Below are 14,853 nucleotides of genomic sequence, written 5' to 3'. Positions count from 1 at the left end.
GTTGCAATTTCGAGGTGGTGACGAAAAACTTCGTCCAAATCTTGCTTTTGGGATAGTGCAGCGATAATTTCTGTGGTAAGTTCATTCATGGGGAATGCTTCCTGTGATGTTTTCTGTGGTTACTAAATATCAGTATGCTTCCAAAATATTTGGGAATCCTCAACCTTTCACGACTGCAATTGGCTCAGCAGACATCAGCAGTATTCGATTACTAAATGGTGCAAAAGGTGTTGGCATTTCTGTCTCTGAGAATCTATCAATTGTGATCATCGATTGGACAGAATTAACCCAATTAGCACGTCCTATTTTAGCACCTGTGCAGTAAAAATTTACACAGATGGATGAATTAGCTATTACGGCTCTCGTTGATCACATACAACAACGCATACCGTAACTTTTACCGATATCACACTCAAGCAGGGCAATACGGTGGCAAATGTTAATTAAAACAACAAAAGAGTGTCAGTGTTTTTATGTACTGACACTCTTTTTAGTTATCTATTGCATTTTAGCTTCAATATTTGCTAATGTCACTTCTGAAGTAGACTCAAAATTCAGATCCGCTCCTGACAACACATCTGAAATACCAACTGCTAGTGATGTTTCACCTGCGCCATTGATTGAGGAAATTCCAGCAGCTGAATCTTCTAATCCAATGACATTTTCTGGATCTAAATGTAAGACTTCCGCAGCACGAACGAAGATTTCAGGATCAGGTTTCCCCTTTGTCAAAGTGGCGGGATCAACAATGCCAACAAAATATTCGGTCAATCCCAAATGATCTAGAATCATTGGTGCGTTTTTAGAAGCTGATGCCACCGACATTGTATAGCCAGCTGCCTTAGCTGATTGAATGAAATCTTTCATGCCAGGCAAAATATCATCTTCAGTCAATGTTGAAATGAGTTGTTGATAATTATGATTTTTCTTTTCTGCTAATGCTTCTTTATCTGCTTGAGAAAAATCATCGGCATGATCCCCAGCATCCAAAATCATTTGCAAGGAAGCCATGCGACTGATGCCCTTCAAACCTTCAGCCAATTCTGGTGTCCAAGTTGTGCCAACCTCATCAGCTATTTGATGCCAAGCTTCACCATGAAAGCGCGCCGTGTCAGCAATAACGCCATCTAAATCAAAGGCAAAACCTTTAATATCTGAAAATTTAGCCATTTTTATTTATCCTCGCTTTTTTTAATTTGGTAAGTTACAGTATATGTTTTTGTTTCATTTGCTGGCAAAACAATATCACCAAAGCCTTCATGATTAACCGCATCAGGCAAGGTCTGCATCTCAATAGCAAGCGCTGTTTTAATGTCACTGCTATCGTCAGGATTGGCAGTGAATACAACCACACCATTGCGATCTGAATCCACTGTCAAGGTCAAACTTTCATCGGGTGAAGTTAGTCCTACTCCCTCCCCTTGACGGCTGGGATCTAATACCCAAGCATCATCGTAATGCTCTTGTCCCAAGGCATGCAAATGTGCAAAATCAAATTTTGTATTTTGATTATCAATCACGTTACCGGTTGGAATCATGTGATTATCAACTTCAAGATGTTGACGTGATGCAATTTGTAATTTATGCTGACTGATATCTTGATCCTTACCAACTAAATTAAAGTAGACATGCGTCATTGGATTGAACAATGTATTCTCGGTTGAAACGCCACTAAATATAATGTCTAAACGATCTTCATCGTCCAATCGATAGGTCACTTGGGCAGCTAATTGTCCGGCGAATTCATCATCAAAAGTACGTGTGAAATTAATTTCCGCCGCTGTACCCAAATTTCTTGCTTCACCGTGCCAATTAACCGCATCAAAGCCATTAATGCCAGAGTGTAAAACATTGCCATGATCATTTGGCGTTAATGTAAAATGTGCCCCATTAATATCATAATCAGTTTTTGATAGACGACCACCAACACGACCAATTGTATTTCCAAAATGGAATGGATTATCTAAATACGCGGCTAAATCATCAAATTGGACTAACAATTCTTGTTTGACACCATCACGTTCAACGGAAAACGATTGCCAAGTTGCCCCGTATGAAATTGCAGTAATCTGTGTGTGCTTGATATTTTCTAGGGTAAACGCCGTCACGACTTTTCCGTCAGGTAATTGCCCAAAATCCTTCTCCACTACTTTCATGATATCCTTTCCTGCTATACAGCAAATGAGCGATTCCTCGCTCATCATCATGCTTATTACTTACTCAATTCAACAGGCTTACCGGCAACATCAATCGTAATTGGTTCGCCATCAATTAACTTGAAGTGGGAACCATCCTGATCAACGTCGACTTCAATTAAACGATCACGGAAGACTTGTCTAAATGAATAGTGTGACCATTTCTTCGGCAGGAATGGTGCGTAATGCAACTTGCCGTCGCGAACCCGCATCCCAGCGAATCCTTGAACCACCGCAATCCAGCCGCCGGTCATCGCCGTAATGTGCAGGCCATCAACAGTATCGTTGTTGTAGTTGTCCAGATCAAGTCGTGCTGTTCGTTCATAAAGTTCAACGGCTTTTTCTTCATAGTGAAGGTCAGCAGCCAACACGGAGTAAATGGCAGGTGACAAGCTTGACTCATGCACGGTGTATTGCTCATAGAAATCAAAGTTGGATTTCTTCTGTTCCGGTGTAAAGTCATCAATGAAGTCCCAGATACCCTGCAGTACATCCCCCTGCTTAATGTAAGGGGAGCGCAAAATCTTGTCCCATGACCAGTTCTGGTTCAATGGTAATTGATCTGCAGGAATTTCTGATACCGGCTTGAGATCTTTATCGAGGAAGCCATCGTGTTGAACGAAGATGTTGAGATCTTTGTCATATGGCAGATACATGTTGTCGACAATGTCTTGCCAATGCTTCTTTTCATCTTCACTAACATTCAGCTTCTTAGCTTGTTCGGGTGAAACTTCCTTAATAATCTGAAGCGTGTATTTCAACGTCCACTGGGCCAGAATGTTGGTATACCAGTTATTATCAACGTTGTTTTCATACTCATCAGGGCCAGTCACGCCATGAATCATGTAATTCTTGTTTCGCTGGCTGTAGTGAACCCGGTCTGCCCAGAAACGGGAAATTTCGGTCAAGACTTTTGAACCTTCGTTTAGAACATACGAAGTGTCGCCAGTGTAACGGGTGTAATTGTAAATGGCAAAAGCAATATCGCCATTTCGGTGAATTTCCTCAAAAGTAATTTCCCATTCATTATGACACTCGATTCCGTCAAAAGTGACCATTGGGAACAGGGCACCCTTGAGTCCCTGCTGTTTGGCGTTATGGTACGCACCGTCCAACTGCTTGTAACGATACATCAAGAGGTTGCGGGTTACCTTAGGATCGGTAATGCCCAAGTAGACGGGCACTGCGAAGGCCTCGGTATCCCAGTAGGTTGCACCACCGTACTTCTCGCCAGTGAAGCCTTTCGGGCCGATGTTCAAACGTGAATCTTCACCATAGTAGGTTGAGAACAGCTGGAATAAGTTGAACCGAATTCCTTGCTGGGCTTCGGTATCCCCATCAATGACAATGTCGGATTTGTTCCAGCGGTCGGCCCAAACTTGCTCGTGAGCCGTCAGCAAATCATCGTATGATTGGCCGGCAACTTGGTCACTTAATCGATGCATGGCATCGGTTAAAGCGGCTTGAGTGTCGTAATCCCGTGAGGTCACAACGATCACGCGCTTTTCAAGTTGAGCGGATTCGTTGGGTGCCAAGACACCGAAGAATTCGTTGACCACTTCTTTTTCACTGGGTTGAGCTACTTTTTCAGCAGTCAAGTCAGTGACATTGCGCATTTCCATTCCCGAAGTAAACCGTGGCGTCCCAAATGGATTAGGGGTCGTTTCGGCTAAGACGTTGCCCGAATCAGTTCCCTGCTCAGTTGAGAGAACTTCCCAGAAACGTTCGTCGTAGTTGGCATCCTCGTTCTTAACGTCGCCGTCGATTGCAGAATCAATCACGAGGTCCACTTTATTTGAGCCAACGTTTTGGACAGTCACCCGCTGAACGGACAGTTCCTGCTGGGCAACGCTCAAGAAACGTTCAAATTTGACAGCTACTTTGTCATCACCCTTGGTTACCGTAAATGAGCGGGTTAACAAAGCCTTTTTCATATCAAGGTTGAGCTCGAAATCGCTGAACTGGTCTTTCGCTAGGTCAATGACTTCGCCATTAATCTTAACGTGCATTTTAATGAAATTAACGGCGTTGACAACCTTGCCGAAGTAATCGGGATAACCGTTCTTCCACCAGCCAACCCGGGTCTTGTCCGGATACCAGACACCACCGAGGTAAATCCCGTTGAGGGTGTCATCGCTGTAGTCTTCTTCGAAGAAGCCACGCATCCCCATGTATCCATTTCCCAAGCTGGTCATGGATTCCTGGAGTCGTTTGTCTTCCGGGTTAAAGTCGTGGGTCACAATATTCCAAGGAGCGACTTCAAAAGTTCTTTTCATAAGTTAACATCCTTTCTAAGCTTTATCAGTTTCTTTAATGAATCCAACTGAGGCTGCACCAAGGGCCATGATGATCCCAGCTAACAGGAACATGTTAGGCTGTGCGTTACCCAATAATGGGAATAAGCCGAAGCTGGCAAGTGAGGCAACAATTTGTGGCAGACAGATTGAACCGTTGAACAGGCCAAGATAAGTCCCCATATGTTCACCAGACAAGGTGTTGGTAACCATGGTTAATGGGTAGGTGTTCATCGATGCCCAAGCCATTCCAACTAAGATAAATGACAGAATCAAAATGTATTGAGTGTGAATGAAGAATACGGAGATAAATCCAACTGCACCAAGGGCCAAACTAATTGAGTAGCCCAACTTGTGGTGGTTGTTTGGCATTTTAGCCAAGACATATGACCAGATAACCGCAGCGATTGATTGAACGGCAGCTAAGACACCGTACCAGTTACCGGCAGCTTGATAGCCTGAAGAAGCGGCATTGGTAGTGTTCTAAACGTTGCTGGCAATCGCGCCGGCTGAGTAGGTCCAGAGGCTGAGAAAAAACAAAGTTTCTTCTCAGCCTCTAGTTTTATTTCCGATAAATTAAGAAACCATCCTGAGTAAGCTGTCGACCCTCATAATTTTGACTGAGGACTTCTTGTCCGTTACCATCAATTGTAACAGTTTGATTGCTTGTATTAAACAGTCCAACCAGTTCACGGCCATTAAACTGTCGTCGAACCTCAATCAAGCCGTTTTTAAGTACCTGTAAGCTTAATTCCCCCTCAGAAAGTAATTGCCAGTTTTGGCGACGTAACTCGTTTAACTGCTGGAAGAAGGCAAAAATTTGCTTTGCCTTACCATCGGGGTGCCAGTTCATCGGTTTACGACAGTCAGGATCATTTTCACCAGTCATTCCGTATTCGGTTCCATAATAAATGGATGGGACACCAGGCTGCAGAAAAGTAAATGCAAAGGTCTGTTGAACTAGGTCAACATTATTATGGGCTAGAGTCATTATCCGTGCTGTATCGTGTGAATCAAGAACATTAAACATCATCTGATTAGTTTGATCACGATACTTCATCAGTTGCGTGCTCAACTGTTCAATCATCTGATTACTGCTCAGTTCATGATTAATGAAGTGGTGCAAAATCGCCGTAGTATAGCTGTAATTCATAACCCCACTAAATTCATCCCCATTAAGCCAAGCCTGTGAAGTGTGCCAAATCTCACCAAGAATATAGAAATCCGGTTTCAGGGCAACCATTTCTTGGTGGAACCGCCGCCAGAAGTGGTGGTCAATCTCATTTGCAACATCTAATCGCCAAGCATCGATATCAAAATTCTCTACCCAATACTTTGCAATTCCTAACAGGTAGTCTTGAACTTCTTGACTAGCTGTATTCAATTTTGGCATATGAGGCGTATAGTCAAACGTGTCATATGTTGCATCTGGTGTAAACTCAAAATTATCCGTCTGGGTATAAGTAGCTGGAAACTTATTTATGTGAAACCAGCCACTGTACCTTGAATCCTTACCGTTTTTGAGGACATCTTGCCACTGCGGCGACTTATCGCCAATGTGGTTAAAGACTGCATCAAGCATCACCCGGATTCCTCTTTTATGAGCCTCCCTAACGACTTTTTTGAAAAGCCTAGCATCACCAAAATGAGGATCAATTTGGTAATAGTCTTCCGTATCGTATTTATGATTTGACGGTGCCTTAAATAGCGGATTAAAGTAAATTCCATTAACTCCTAGCTTCTGTAGATGATCGAGGTGGTCAAGTACTCCTTGAAGGTCACCACCGTAAAAGTCTTGCCGTCCAGGCCTAGTATCTGGATCCCATGCTTTTGTACTTGCAGGATCGTTTGTCTTATCACCGTTAGCAAATCTTTCAGGAAAAATCTGATACCAAATTGTTTTCTTGACCCACTCAGGAGCATAAAAGGCATCAATTTCTTGGAAGAAGGGCATTCGGAAGTAAGTATTCATGTCCTCCAACTGTTTCTTATCATCAGGATCAATGAAACCACGATCAGTATAAATAATATGCGTACCATCTACTCCTATGATTGTAAAGGCGTATGCTAACCGTTTCTTGGGTTCTGTAACAGCAATTTGCCAGTAATCAAATAGATCATCACTCAAGATTTTCTTCATCGCTGTTGGTTGAGTATAAAACGGCGGCCTAATTCCAGCAAGGCTCCGTAAACTATAGGGATCACCGTGAAGAAGTTCTACTTTCTCTACATCATCCTTTGCTGTTCGTAAGCGAATACGCATCGTTTTGGCATCATATAAGAACGCCATTTCACTTTCGGGTCGGTGATAAATTGCTGCATAATTCATTAATCAATATCTCCTTTTTCAACAGAGGTTTCCTTAACAACGTAAACCGCAAAGATACCGATAAAGCAAAGAACACCAGCCATAGTTAACATGTGTGGAATATCATTGCCTAATAACGGGAAAAGAGCAAACGAGGCAATCGAAGCAACGATTTGTGGAAAACAAATCCAGCAATTGAACAGGCCCATGTAAGTACCATCATGATTACCATCAAGGGCATTAGTCAAAATAGTAAATGGGATTGAGTTAATTGTTACCCAGGAAATCCCAATACCAATAAAAGCAATAACAGATAAGAACCGTGTAGGAGCAACTGACAAGCCCCAGAAACCGAGAGCACCAACTAACATTCCAAATGCGTAGGCTGGCTTACGGATCTTATCATTCAACTTTGTCAAAACTAAGCCCCAAATGATAGCGACGACAACTTGGATTGCTGATAAAACACCAAACCAGTTACCAGCGGCCTGATAAGCAGCACTGGCAGCGTTAGTTGTATGCCAGATATTCTTTGCAACCGCCCCTGTTCCATAGGTCCACAGGTATTGGAAGGCAGACCAAGCAAAGAATTCAACAAGTCCTAACGTCCAGAAGACTTTTGGTGCATTCTTTACAATGGTAAAGAAGTTTTCACTAATGTGATCTTCTTCACTTAAACCATGATACTTAGCATAGGTTTCAGGATCATATTCATCAACCTTCCAAATGGTGAAGATAGATGAAACAACAAGAATTAAAGTACCGAGGTAGAATGAAAATTTAACTGAATCAGGCAATTCGCCCTTGGCCGCAACGTTAGTGACACCAATCCAGGTTAAGAAAAAGGGAAACAAATCGGCAGCAACGGAGCCAATGTTACCCCAGATAGTCTGCCAAGACCAAGCGGTATCCTTTTGTTCATCATTAACCATATCAGAAATCATCATCTTGAATGGTTGCATAGACATGTTAGAGGAAAGATCCATGAATAAAATGGAGATTGCACCGAACCACAGGGCAGTACTCGTCTTGAAACCAAATGAACCAGAGTTGGGCAGTAAACACATCACAACAACTGCAACAATTGTCCCAATAATTAAGTATGGGAGCCGTCGTCCAATTTTAGGAATCCAAGTCCGATCAGAAAAATAACCAACAAGTGGTTGAACGATCATCCCTGCAAGTGGCGGTAAGATGAAAAAGTATCCTAATTTAGTAGGGTCTGCACCGAGGGTCTGAAAAATACGACCCATATTTGAGCTTTGTAAAGCAAATGCCATCGAAGTTCCTAAGTTACCAAATGTCATCAGCATTAAAGTCGAAAAGGCTAATGTTGGTAGCATCTTCTTTCCTTTTTCTTTGTCCATACAAAAGACCTCCATGAATAATTACTAGTGAATTTATTGAAATGCAATTAAAATAATAGCATTATTTTTCATCTTTGCAAGCGCTTGCACATTTTTGCAAGCGTTTGCACACTTTTGTAAACGCTTGCAAAAATTTTGTCGATTGATGAACAACTAGGGACTGTCTGAAAACTAAAAATTCAGGTATAATCTGAGGAAAAACGAATCGAGGCATTCCGATGACAACACCTAAACGATACGAACTGGAAGATGCTCAGTGGGACCGAATCAAAGGATACTTCCCGCCATACCGGACTGGCCGTCCATCAAGCCTAGACAACCGTACCGCCCTCAACGCTATCCTCTGGCTCATGCGCAGCGGGGCTCCTTGGCGTGATCTACCTGAACGCTATGGCTCTTGGAAAACGGTGTATAGTCGCTTCCGAGCCTGGGTAAGTTCAGGCTTGTTCGAACAGGTTTTTCTCGAATTGATTGACGATCCCGACATGGAAAACTTGAGCTTAGATTCAACGATCGTTCGAGCACATCAAAAGGCCACTGGGGCAAAAAAAATGCCGAATGTATGGTCGAAAATCAAGCTATTGGATTAAGTCGAGGTGGCCGAACGACCAAGATTCACGCACTCGTTGACGGATTAGGGAATCCCTTGGGTTTTCGCCTAACAGGTGGTCAAGTACATGATAGCCAAGTTGCCAGTGAGTTGCTGGAAGGCTTCGATATTTCTCAATCAAATATTATCGCGGATAAAGCCTATGGCACCGCGAAACTTCGCCAGTATATTGAAGATAAAGCAGGCGTCTATACCATTCCGCCAAAGGAAAATACCAAAGACAAGTGGACCTGTGATTACCACGTTTATTGTGAGCGCCATTTGATTGAGAACTTCTTCAATCAGTTGAAGAACTTTCGTAGGATTGCAACGCGTTATGATAAGCTCGCTCATGTTTATCTGGCTACGGTCTACATTGCCTCAATTTGCATCTTACTTAAGTAGTTTTCAGACGGACCCTAGTAATAAATCATAGTAAATCTTTTTAAAAAGAAATATATCAGCTTAACCTAACCCGAATTGTCAAATTAAGTTAGAAATTTTTTAACTGTTCATCTGTAATCTGACTGATGAATGCTTCCAGAGGTGTCTGGTAACCCAAACTTTTTCGTGGGATGTGGTTTCGTCGACTGGCAACTGCTTGAACAAATCCATCTGATAGCTGGTCCATAATAAGATTGTGACGTAAACCATCTTTACGCAGCAGACCATTGGTGTTCTCATTTAAACCACGTTGATTGGGTGCTCCGACAGCGGCAAAGTAAATATTTAAATCAAATTGGTTAGCAATGGTTCGCCAACCGGCGAACTCCTTACCATGGTCAAACGTAATTGACTTAAATAGGTGTCGTGGCAGCTTCGAAAGCCATCCTGCTAAACTACGGTTGACATCGTGTGCCGACTTGGTATGCGAATTCAGCACAATTGCGACCTTAGTTTGTCGTTCAACCAGCGTGGTTACCGCACCCTGATGGTTTTTACCTTGAACCGTGTCACCTTCTAAATGGCCGAATTCTTGATTAAAATTAGGATAGTCCTGATAACGATTCTTTAAATCCCTGCCCAATTGACCCGCTTTCCCACGGCGTTCAATGTAACCATTAGGGTGCCGTTTGCCGTGCATCGGTAAATCTTTGGTCGACAACCCCAAAACACCGCGTTTGAAAAGGCGGTAAAGGGTTCGAACCCCACAGCTGAAAGCTCGTTCTTGGCGATTAATAATGGTATCTGGTTGCCAACCAGCTTGAGTTTTGGCTTGAATATAGGCCAGTTCATCAGGGCGTAGTTGAATTGGTTTACGCCCACAATGTTGTTTATGCTTTCGATAGTGGCATTGGTAATCAATAATCGTACCGCCAGCGTCAAGAAACCGATAAATACGATACACAGTTTCAGCACTCCGATGGAGCGCTGGGGCCACTAGATAAGCCTTTTTACCGAGTTTCCAAAAAGAATAAATTGTGGCAAGTTCGTCTATAGTAAGATGAGTATAGGTCATTTGTGATAGACTTTTGATTTTGACACTCAAAAGTCTATCACAAATGGCTTTTTAAATTTCTAACTTAATTTTACAAACCGGGCAATATAAAATACATTATGGGCTACCATTCATACCAATTAACCAGTCGCTAATTTTTTGATTACAAGTGCATGCCCCCATCTTCATGCCGGTTTCGAGTTTGGTGTTGCCGTTGCTTTTTCGTCATGTCCCACTCAGTCTCCTTTAAACCTTGCGCCTGTTTTTGCCGTTGGTAATCTTCATCACGGGCATATAGGGCGGTCATGATTGCGTTACTAAAGGCCGTCTTTAAGTAATAATCTGGACTAACTGGCTTGTAGTTCAGTGGTTGATAACGTCCGATATTTGCTTTTCTGTACTGGTCGTCCTTGGCTTGTTGCCCTTTTAACTGTTTTTGGATTTTCTCGATCTGACTGTTCTTAATCGTTGGATCGACTTTACATTCACCCAAAAAGAGTTGTTTAGTGCCGTCATGCTTTAAAACCCGTTGTAAGTGATGATTCTCTAACTGATCTAAGCTAAGCTGTCCCGATAAATAAGCTAGTCCTTGTTGATGTTCTTGGGGACTGAACACCTGTGGTGGATTTGCTTGCCACTGTTCAATCGTTTCGGCCTGACATGGCTTTAAAACAGGATCATAGTACATCACGGCTGTATAGGCTTGTTCCTGTTTAATCAATGGCAATCCATCTAAATCACCTTTGGGAAAGGCCCTTTTCAATACTTCATGGTATTGCGTTTTAATGACTTGCTTAACGGCCATGATTGCCCGTAGATCTTTGACTGCGCGAGTAATCTTTTGCTGTTCGGTTGGTGAATATTTCTCTAGTAACCCTTGATCGACGTGTTCTAGACTTTCTAAGTTATCGTCATGAATCATCAGCGTATATTTCAGTTCGATTTTGACTTCCTTTTCTTGTTGCATTAATAACTTCCAGCCAACGTATGGCCGTTTGGTAAAGGTCAATAATTGTTGGGTCAACAAATCATCACGAATGTTCATTAAACGTTCGTTTAATTCACTACCCTTGAAAACTGTTTGCTCGCTTTCGGTTTCCTTAATTAATTCTCGTCTTTCAGCTTGTGTGGTCTGTTCAAAATTAAGCTCTGGATAAAGTTTTTTCGTAGTACGATCGACCACTTTATTTAAGAGTTCATCTGCCTTTTTTAATGAGCTTTCTTGTTGGTTAATTGTCAATAATTGTTTAGTCACATCTTCACCAACCGCATGTTTAATTAAGGTGCTGTTTTTCCAATTAAATAGCATGCGCCGCTTATCATCTAAGTTCTCCAAACTGATATAAGTTTTCAGTTCATGGCTTAACTCTTTAACTACCCGTTTTTCATTAAACGAGAAGTGTTTACTTAGGCTATCTAAATGACCTCTATTGATTACTTTTTCTTGGTTATTTTTATAACTGGCTTTGGCCTTGCGATAGTCCTTAACTTGTTGGTTAAATTCTTTTCTTTCATGCCGCTTACTATTGATTCCCTCATGTTGCATTGGGGTATCATCTATTCCCTCCTCGATAAATGATTTTTCGCTGATCCGCTCGGGAATATTTTTTTGCTCTAAAACTTGATTTACACTAACCGCCCAATTGTGCCGCCATTCAGTTATTTTTTCTTTTTTATCCCAATCAACTAGCCACACCTTTCTTGATCTTGGAAAACGACTATTTCCTGTATAAGTCTTGTTCCCATTTTCATCTAATATATTTTCTCTTTTACTTTTCAATCCCCATGTTCCGTCTGGATTAAATGGACGATTAGTTAGCATAACATGAGCGTGCGGATTATCTAGGTGATCTCTATGAATTGCTACGTCGGCAACCATACCCTCATCAACAAAATTTTCTTGTACATATTTTTTCAATAATTCTTTCTGTTCATCTTCACTTAATTCAACTGGTAAAGCCACGTTAAACTCTTTTGCATAGCGTGAATTTGCTCGCCGATCTTTTCTTTCGACTTCATTCCATAATTTTTCTCTATCACTCGCCCATGCTGGCGCATTCTTTGGTGTCAAAATAAAGCTTTCTGGCATGACTGACCGAGCATAAAAATAGCTTCGACCTTCTTTTTGATCGAATAACTTTTCACCACTTCGATAAGCAGCTCCAGCAATGGCACTACGTCCTTTACCAGCACTAATATTTTGAAAACTCATGTGAAAAATTGCCATGTCGGTCACCACCTTTCTTTGGGTTTATGGGTTTGCTTTTGTTGTCGCCAACGGCGACTTCTGATACAAGGGTTTAGCACAATAACACAACCAACTTTAGTTGTTGTGTGTAAGTGCGCATTGACCTCGCTTCGCTCGGACAGCTGATCCCCTTAAATTTACTCTTAGTGTAAGCCTAGCGCTTCGCTTTTTCAACGCTTATATTGACTTTTATTAGTTTGAATGTTATTATTTTGATTAATTATATATAAGTTTGTAAGGAGGCATTAGTATGACCCTATCAACATTGGAAAAGCAAGAAGCCAAATTAAAACAGCTTAATCAAAAGATTAAAGCTGAAAAAAGTAAGATTGAACAAAACCTTGGCAAGCAAATTATTAAAACATCAAATTTAGATTACGCCGATTTGTCCAATCAAAAGATTAAAGACCTCGCACAAAAAATAGCAACGGTTTTAAACCAAGAATCAAATAACCAATTGTAACTAAGTGGTGATAATGATGGCTAATCAATACGAAAAATTGGTTGCACAAAAAGCTCGTTTGAAAGAGAAAATGGATCGGGAAAATTTTAAATTACGACAATCCAAATACTACGAAAATCGGCAAGTCCGTAAAGCCCGTTCCCGGCGGTTAATTCAAAAAGGCGCCTTGTTAGAAAAATACTTTCAAGCCGATAATTTATCGGTAGATCAAACCGAAGAACTTTTAAAAATATTTGCCGACTACGTTAATGCGCATAAACCGAAAAAGCTAAAAAACGACCAGCCTAGATTTTAGGCTGGTCGTTTTTACTTTTCGGATCATTCATTGGCTTTTCAATTTTTAAATCTGAATTATCTTTAACAAAGTCTTTGAATTGATTTTGGGTTCTCTTACTAATCTCTTCTTTAACCATTTCAAGCTCTAATTGGTTCGTTTTTTTTTAGCTTTTTGTACATCTCGTTCAACTCATTAGCACTCAGTTTTTTGTCTGCGCGAATCTCTAATCCTTGAATCGCATTGTCATACGTCCACTGTTTAATTTTATTCATGTCATTAGTCCGGTAATAATCAGCAATTAACTCGTTCCATGTATCCCACTTATCCAAAGGGACATTGATTAACCCAGCGCCACCATCAATCATGATTTTATTGGCGCTTAAAGTGGCGGTTCGTTTATTACCGTCCCAAAAGATTTGTTGGCGCATATTATGATACATAATGGTTAAGGCTTTATCAGTCGTGGTTGTCTGGGAATTAGCCAATGTTTTTTGTAGAAATGTTTGTTCCTCTTGTTCATCAATCAAGGGTGGTTCAAAAAACTCTTTGCTTCCCAAATCGAGCCCACCTTGTCCTTGCCGTAGCTCACCAGGAACTAAGGCGTCTTCGGCTGCCACAATCTTGTTGATTTGCTTTTCCATGGTTAACGTTAACGGCTCATTTAGCGTGGTGATATATTGCCAACCACGTTTTAAATTAACAATCGTTAACACATCTTCTACTGGCACCCCGGCCACACTCATACCGTCCATGATGGTTTGCGTTTGTGGCAACGTCGTATTGACACCCTCAAAGCGAGAATTCGTATGCACTAACTTAGTAAAGTTTGAGCGTGCAAAGCGTTTGTTTTCTGCGGGGGTAAAATGATACCGGTCCTCATACACTTGCTTTTCAGTCATGTTCTAACCTTCCATCTACATTTTTTCAAATAATGTTCTTCCATGTCAGATCACAAAATGTTTTTCATTGATGATTTCTTCTTGGCGTTTATTTAAAACATAAGTGTGCAAAGCGTCAAACAGCTTGCGTTTATCAGGATCAGAATTATGCGCTATTTGCTCCCAAAGTTCTTCAATATCGATTGCCCACGGGTCAGCCAACAATTGCTCTATCTTTTCAACTTCTTTGATTGGTTTAGTCTTTTAAAAGCGCCTTTAACGTTCAGCTGCTTACCCAGCATATGCCGTTTAAGGTATCTATTTGCTATTCTAAGCGGTTCTAATCTGCTTCCGGTGTAATTTGTTCCTCATGCAATTAACGCACTAAATATGAGCTTATACAGGCCTTTAATTTCAAGCATAATCGTTATTAGCCTTTTCGGGGTGCTTGGCGGCATAATCTCTAGCAGCTTGTTTATTCCACCAAACCCCAAATAGATTTTGCATGGTGCCGTATAGGTAATTCTCAACGTCTTTGATATGTTTCTCATTACTTCTAAGGGCGTTAAAGTAGCGTCTTAACGTCTTGGTCATCAAGGACTTTAGCTCTTCATCGTCGAGTGGAATATAGACCCCAATATTTTGATGTTCTTTTTCGACCGCGTACTTGGCATTGAGAATAATCCCGATAAACCGACGCAGGTTCTGGTGCAAAGTTGAAATTAAGCGTAGATCAAAGTGACTGTTTTTAGTGGTTGTAGCCTATGCCGCTAACAATTGGTCGACTTCTTGATAC

Annotated in this window: 14 protein-coding genes and 1 pseudogene; 4 read left to right on the top strand and 11 right to left on the bottom strand. The window is 41.4% G+C overall.

What is annotated here, in order from left to right; genetic code table 11:
* The first annotated feature begins 103 nt into the window (after nt 1–103).
* The gene (locus G400_RS0112110) at nt 104–325 is read left to right on the top strand and encodes a type 1 periplasmic-binding domain-containing protein (protein WP_143142911.1); all 222 of its coding nucleotides are present in this window, start codon (nt 104–106) and stop codon (nt 323–325) included.
* Between the two features lie 173 nt (nt 326–498).
* Here the strand turns inward: G400_RS0112110 and pgmB are convergent, their stop codons facing one another.
* The 6 genes and pseudogenes from pgmB to G400_RS0112080 form a co-directional block, all read right to left on the bottom strand.
* Nucleotides 499–1,170 (bottom strand): beta-phosphoglucomutase, encoded by a 672-nt coding sequence (gene pgmB, locus G400_RS0112105; RefSeq protein ID WP_017261406.1) that lies wholly within the window; start codon nt 1,168–1,170, stop codon nt 499–501.
* Nucleotides 1,171–1,172: 2 nt separating this feature from the next.
* Nucleotides 1,173–2,156: an aldose epimerase family protein gene (locus G400_RS0112100; RefSeq protein ID WP_017261405.1), complete on the bottom strand. Its 984-nt coding sequence runs from the start codon at nt 2,154–2,156 to the stop codon at nt 1,173–1,175.
* Between the two features lie 56 nt (nt 2,157–2,212).
* Entirely contained in the window at nt 2,213–4,471 is a 2,259-nt protein-coding gene (locus G400_RS0112095; protein WP_017261404.1) for a glycoside hydrolase family 65 protein, read from the bottom strand.
* 15 nt (nt 4,472–4,486) lie between these two features.
* Nucleotides 4,487–5,023 (bottom strand): annotated as a pseudogene (locus tag G400_RS15335) (MFS transporter); the annotation flags it as partial.
* 28 nt (nt 5,024–5,051) lie between these two features.
* Nucleotides 5,052–6,818 (bottom strand): glycoside hydrolase family 13 protein, encoded by a 1,767-nt coding sequence (locus tag G400_RS0112085; RefSeq protein ID WP_017261402.1) that lies wholly within the window; start codon nt 6,816–6,818, stop codon nt 5,052–5,054.
* Nucleotides 6,818–8,164, bottom strand: coding sequence for an SLC45 family MFS transporter (locus G400_RS0112080; RefSeq protein WP_017261401.1), 1,347 nt, complete (start codon nt 8,162–8,164; stop codon nt 6,818–6,820). The genes G400_RS0112085 and G400_RS0112080 overlap by 1 nt, the downstream gene beginning before the upstream one ends.
* 218 nt (nt 8,165–8,382) lie before the next feature.
* On the opposite strand from G400_RS0112080, the gene G400_RS16155 reads away from it, so the two are divergent.
* Nucleotides 8,383–9,158 (top strand): IS5-like element ISLpl3 family transposase gene (locus G400_RS16155; protein ID WP_086989537.1). Its coding sequence is split into 2 segments (ribosomal slippage): nt 8,383–8,707 and nt 8,707–9,158, totalling 777 coding nucleotides; the frame shifts between segments, so codons are not numbered across the junction.
* 88 nt (nt 9,159–9,246) lie between these two features.
* Here the strand turns inward: G400_RS16155 and G400_RS0112065 are convergent.
* Together G400_RS0112065 and mobQ are read right to left on the bottom strand one after the other, a co-directional pair.
* On the bottom strand, nt 9,247–10,212 hold the full coding sequence (locus G400_RS0112065; RefSeq protein ID WP_026017090.1) for an IS30 family transposase: 966 nt from the start codon (nt 10,210–10,212) through the stop codon (nt 9,247–9,249).
* A 142-nt stretch (nt 10,213–10,354) separates the two neighbouring features.
* Nucleotides 10,355–12,418 carry a MobQ family relaxase gene (gene mobQ, locus G400_RS0112060; protein WP_017261399.1) on the bottom strand — a complete coding sequence of 688 codons (2,064 nt, stop codon included), beginning with the start codon at nt 12,416–12,418 and terminating at the stop codon, nt 10,355–10,357.
* A gap of 271 nt (nt 12,419–12,689) precedes the next feature.
* Here mobQ and G400_RS0112055 point away from each other — a divergent pair, with 271 nt between their 5' ends.
* Both G400_RS0112055 and G400_RS0112050 read left to right on the top strand, forming a co-directional pair.
* Nucleotides 12,690–12,902 carry a hypothetical protein gene (locus G400_RS0112055; protein ID WP_017261398.1) on the top strand — a complete coding sequence of 71 codons (213 nt, stop codon included), beginning with the start codon at nt 12,690–12,692 and terminating at the stop codon, nt 12,900–12,902.
* Nucleotides 12,903–12,918: 16 nt separating this feature from the next.
* Nucleotides 12,919–13,197, top strand: coding sequence for a hypothetical protein (locus tag G400_RS0112050; protein ID WP_017261397.1), 279 nt, complete (start codon nt 12,919–12,921; stop codon nt 13,195–13,197).
* Between the two features lie 119 nt (nt 13,198–13,316).
* On the opposite strand, the gene G400_RS0112040 is transcribed toward G400_RS0112050, so the two are convergent.
* From G400_RS0112040 to G400_RS16150, 3 genes are all read right to left on the bottom strand, one after another.
* Nucleotides 13,317–14,078 carry a Fic family protein gene (locus tag G400_RS0112040; RefSeq protein ID WP_017261395.1) on the bottom strand — a complete coding sequence of 254 codons (762 nt, stop codon included), beginning with the start codon at nt 14,076–14,078 and terminating at the stop codon, nt 13,317–13,319.
* Nucleotides 14,079–14,123: 45 nt separating this feature from the next.
* Nucleotides 14,124–14,309 (bottom strand): hypothetical protein, encoded by a 186-nt coding sequence (locus tag G400_RS0112035; protein ID WP_026017089.1) that lies wholly within the window; start codon nt 14,307–14,309, stop codon nt 14,124–14,126.
* A gap of 162 nt (nt 14,310–14,471) precedes the next feature.
* Nucleotides 14,472–14,771 carry a hypothetical protein gene (locus tag G400_RS16150; protein WP_056949776.1) on the bottom strand — a complete coding sequence of 100 codons (300 nt, stop codon included), beginning with the start codon at nt 14,769–14,771 and terminating at the stop codon, nt 14,472–14,474.
* Nucleotides 14,772–14,853: the final 82 nt, after the last annotated feature.

The organism is Furfurilactobacillus rossiae DSM 15814 (assembly GCF_000428925.1).
GTDB lineage: Bacteria > Bacillota > Bacilli > Lactobacillales > Lactobacillaceae > Furfurilactobacillus > Furfurilactobacillus rossiae.
Note: the sequence above shows the minus strand (reverse complement) of the source record. Positions and strands in the feature narration are given on the sequence as shown.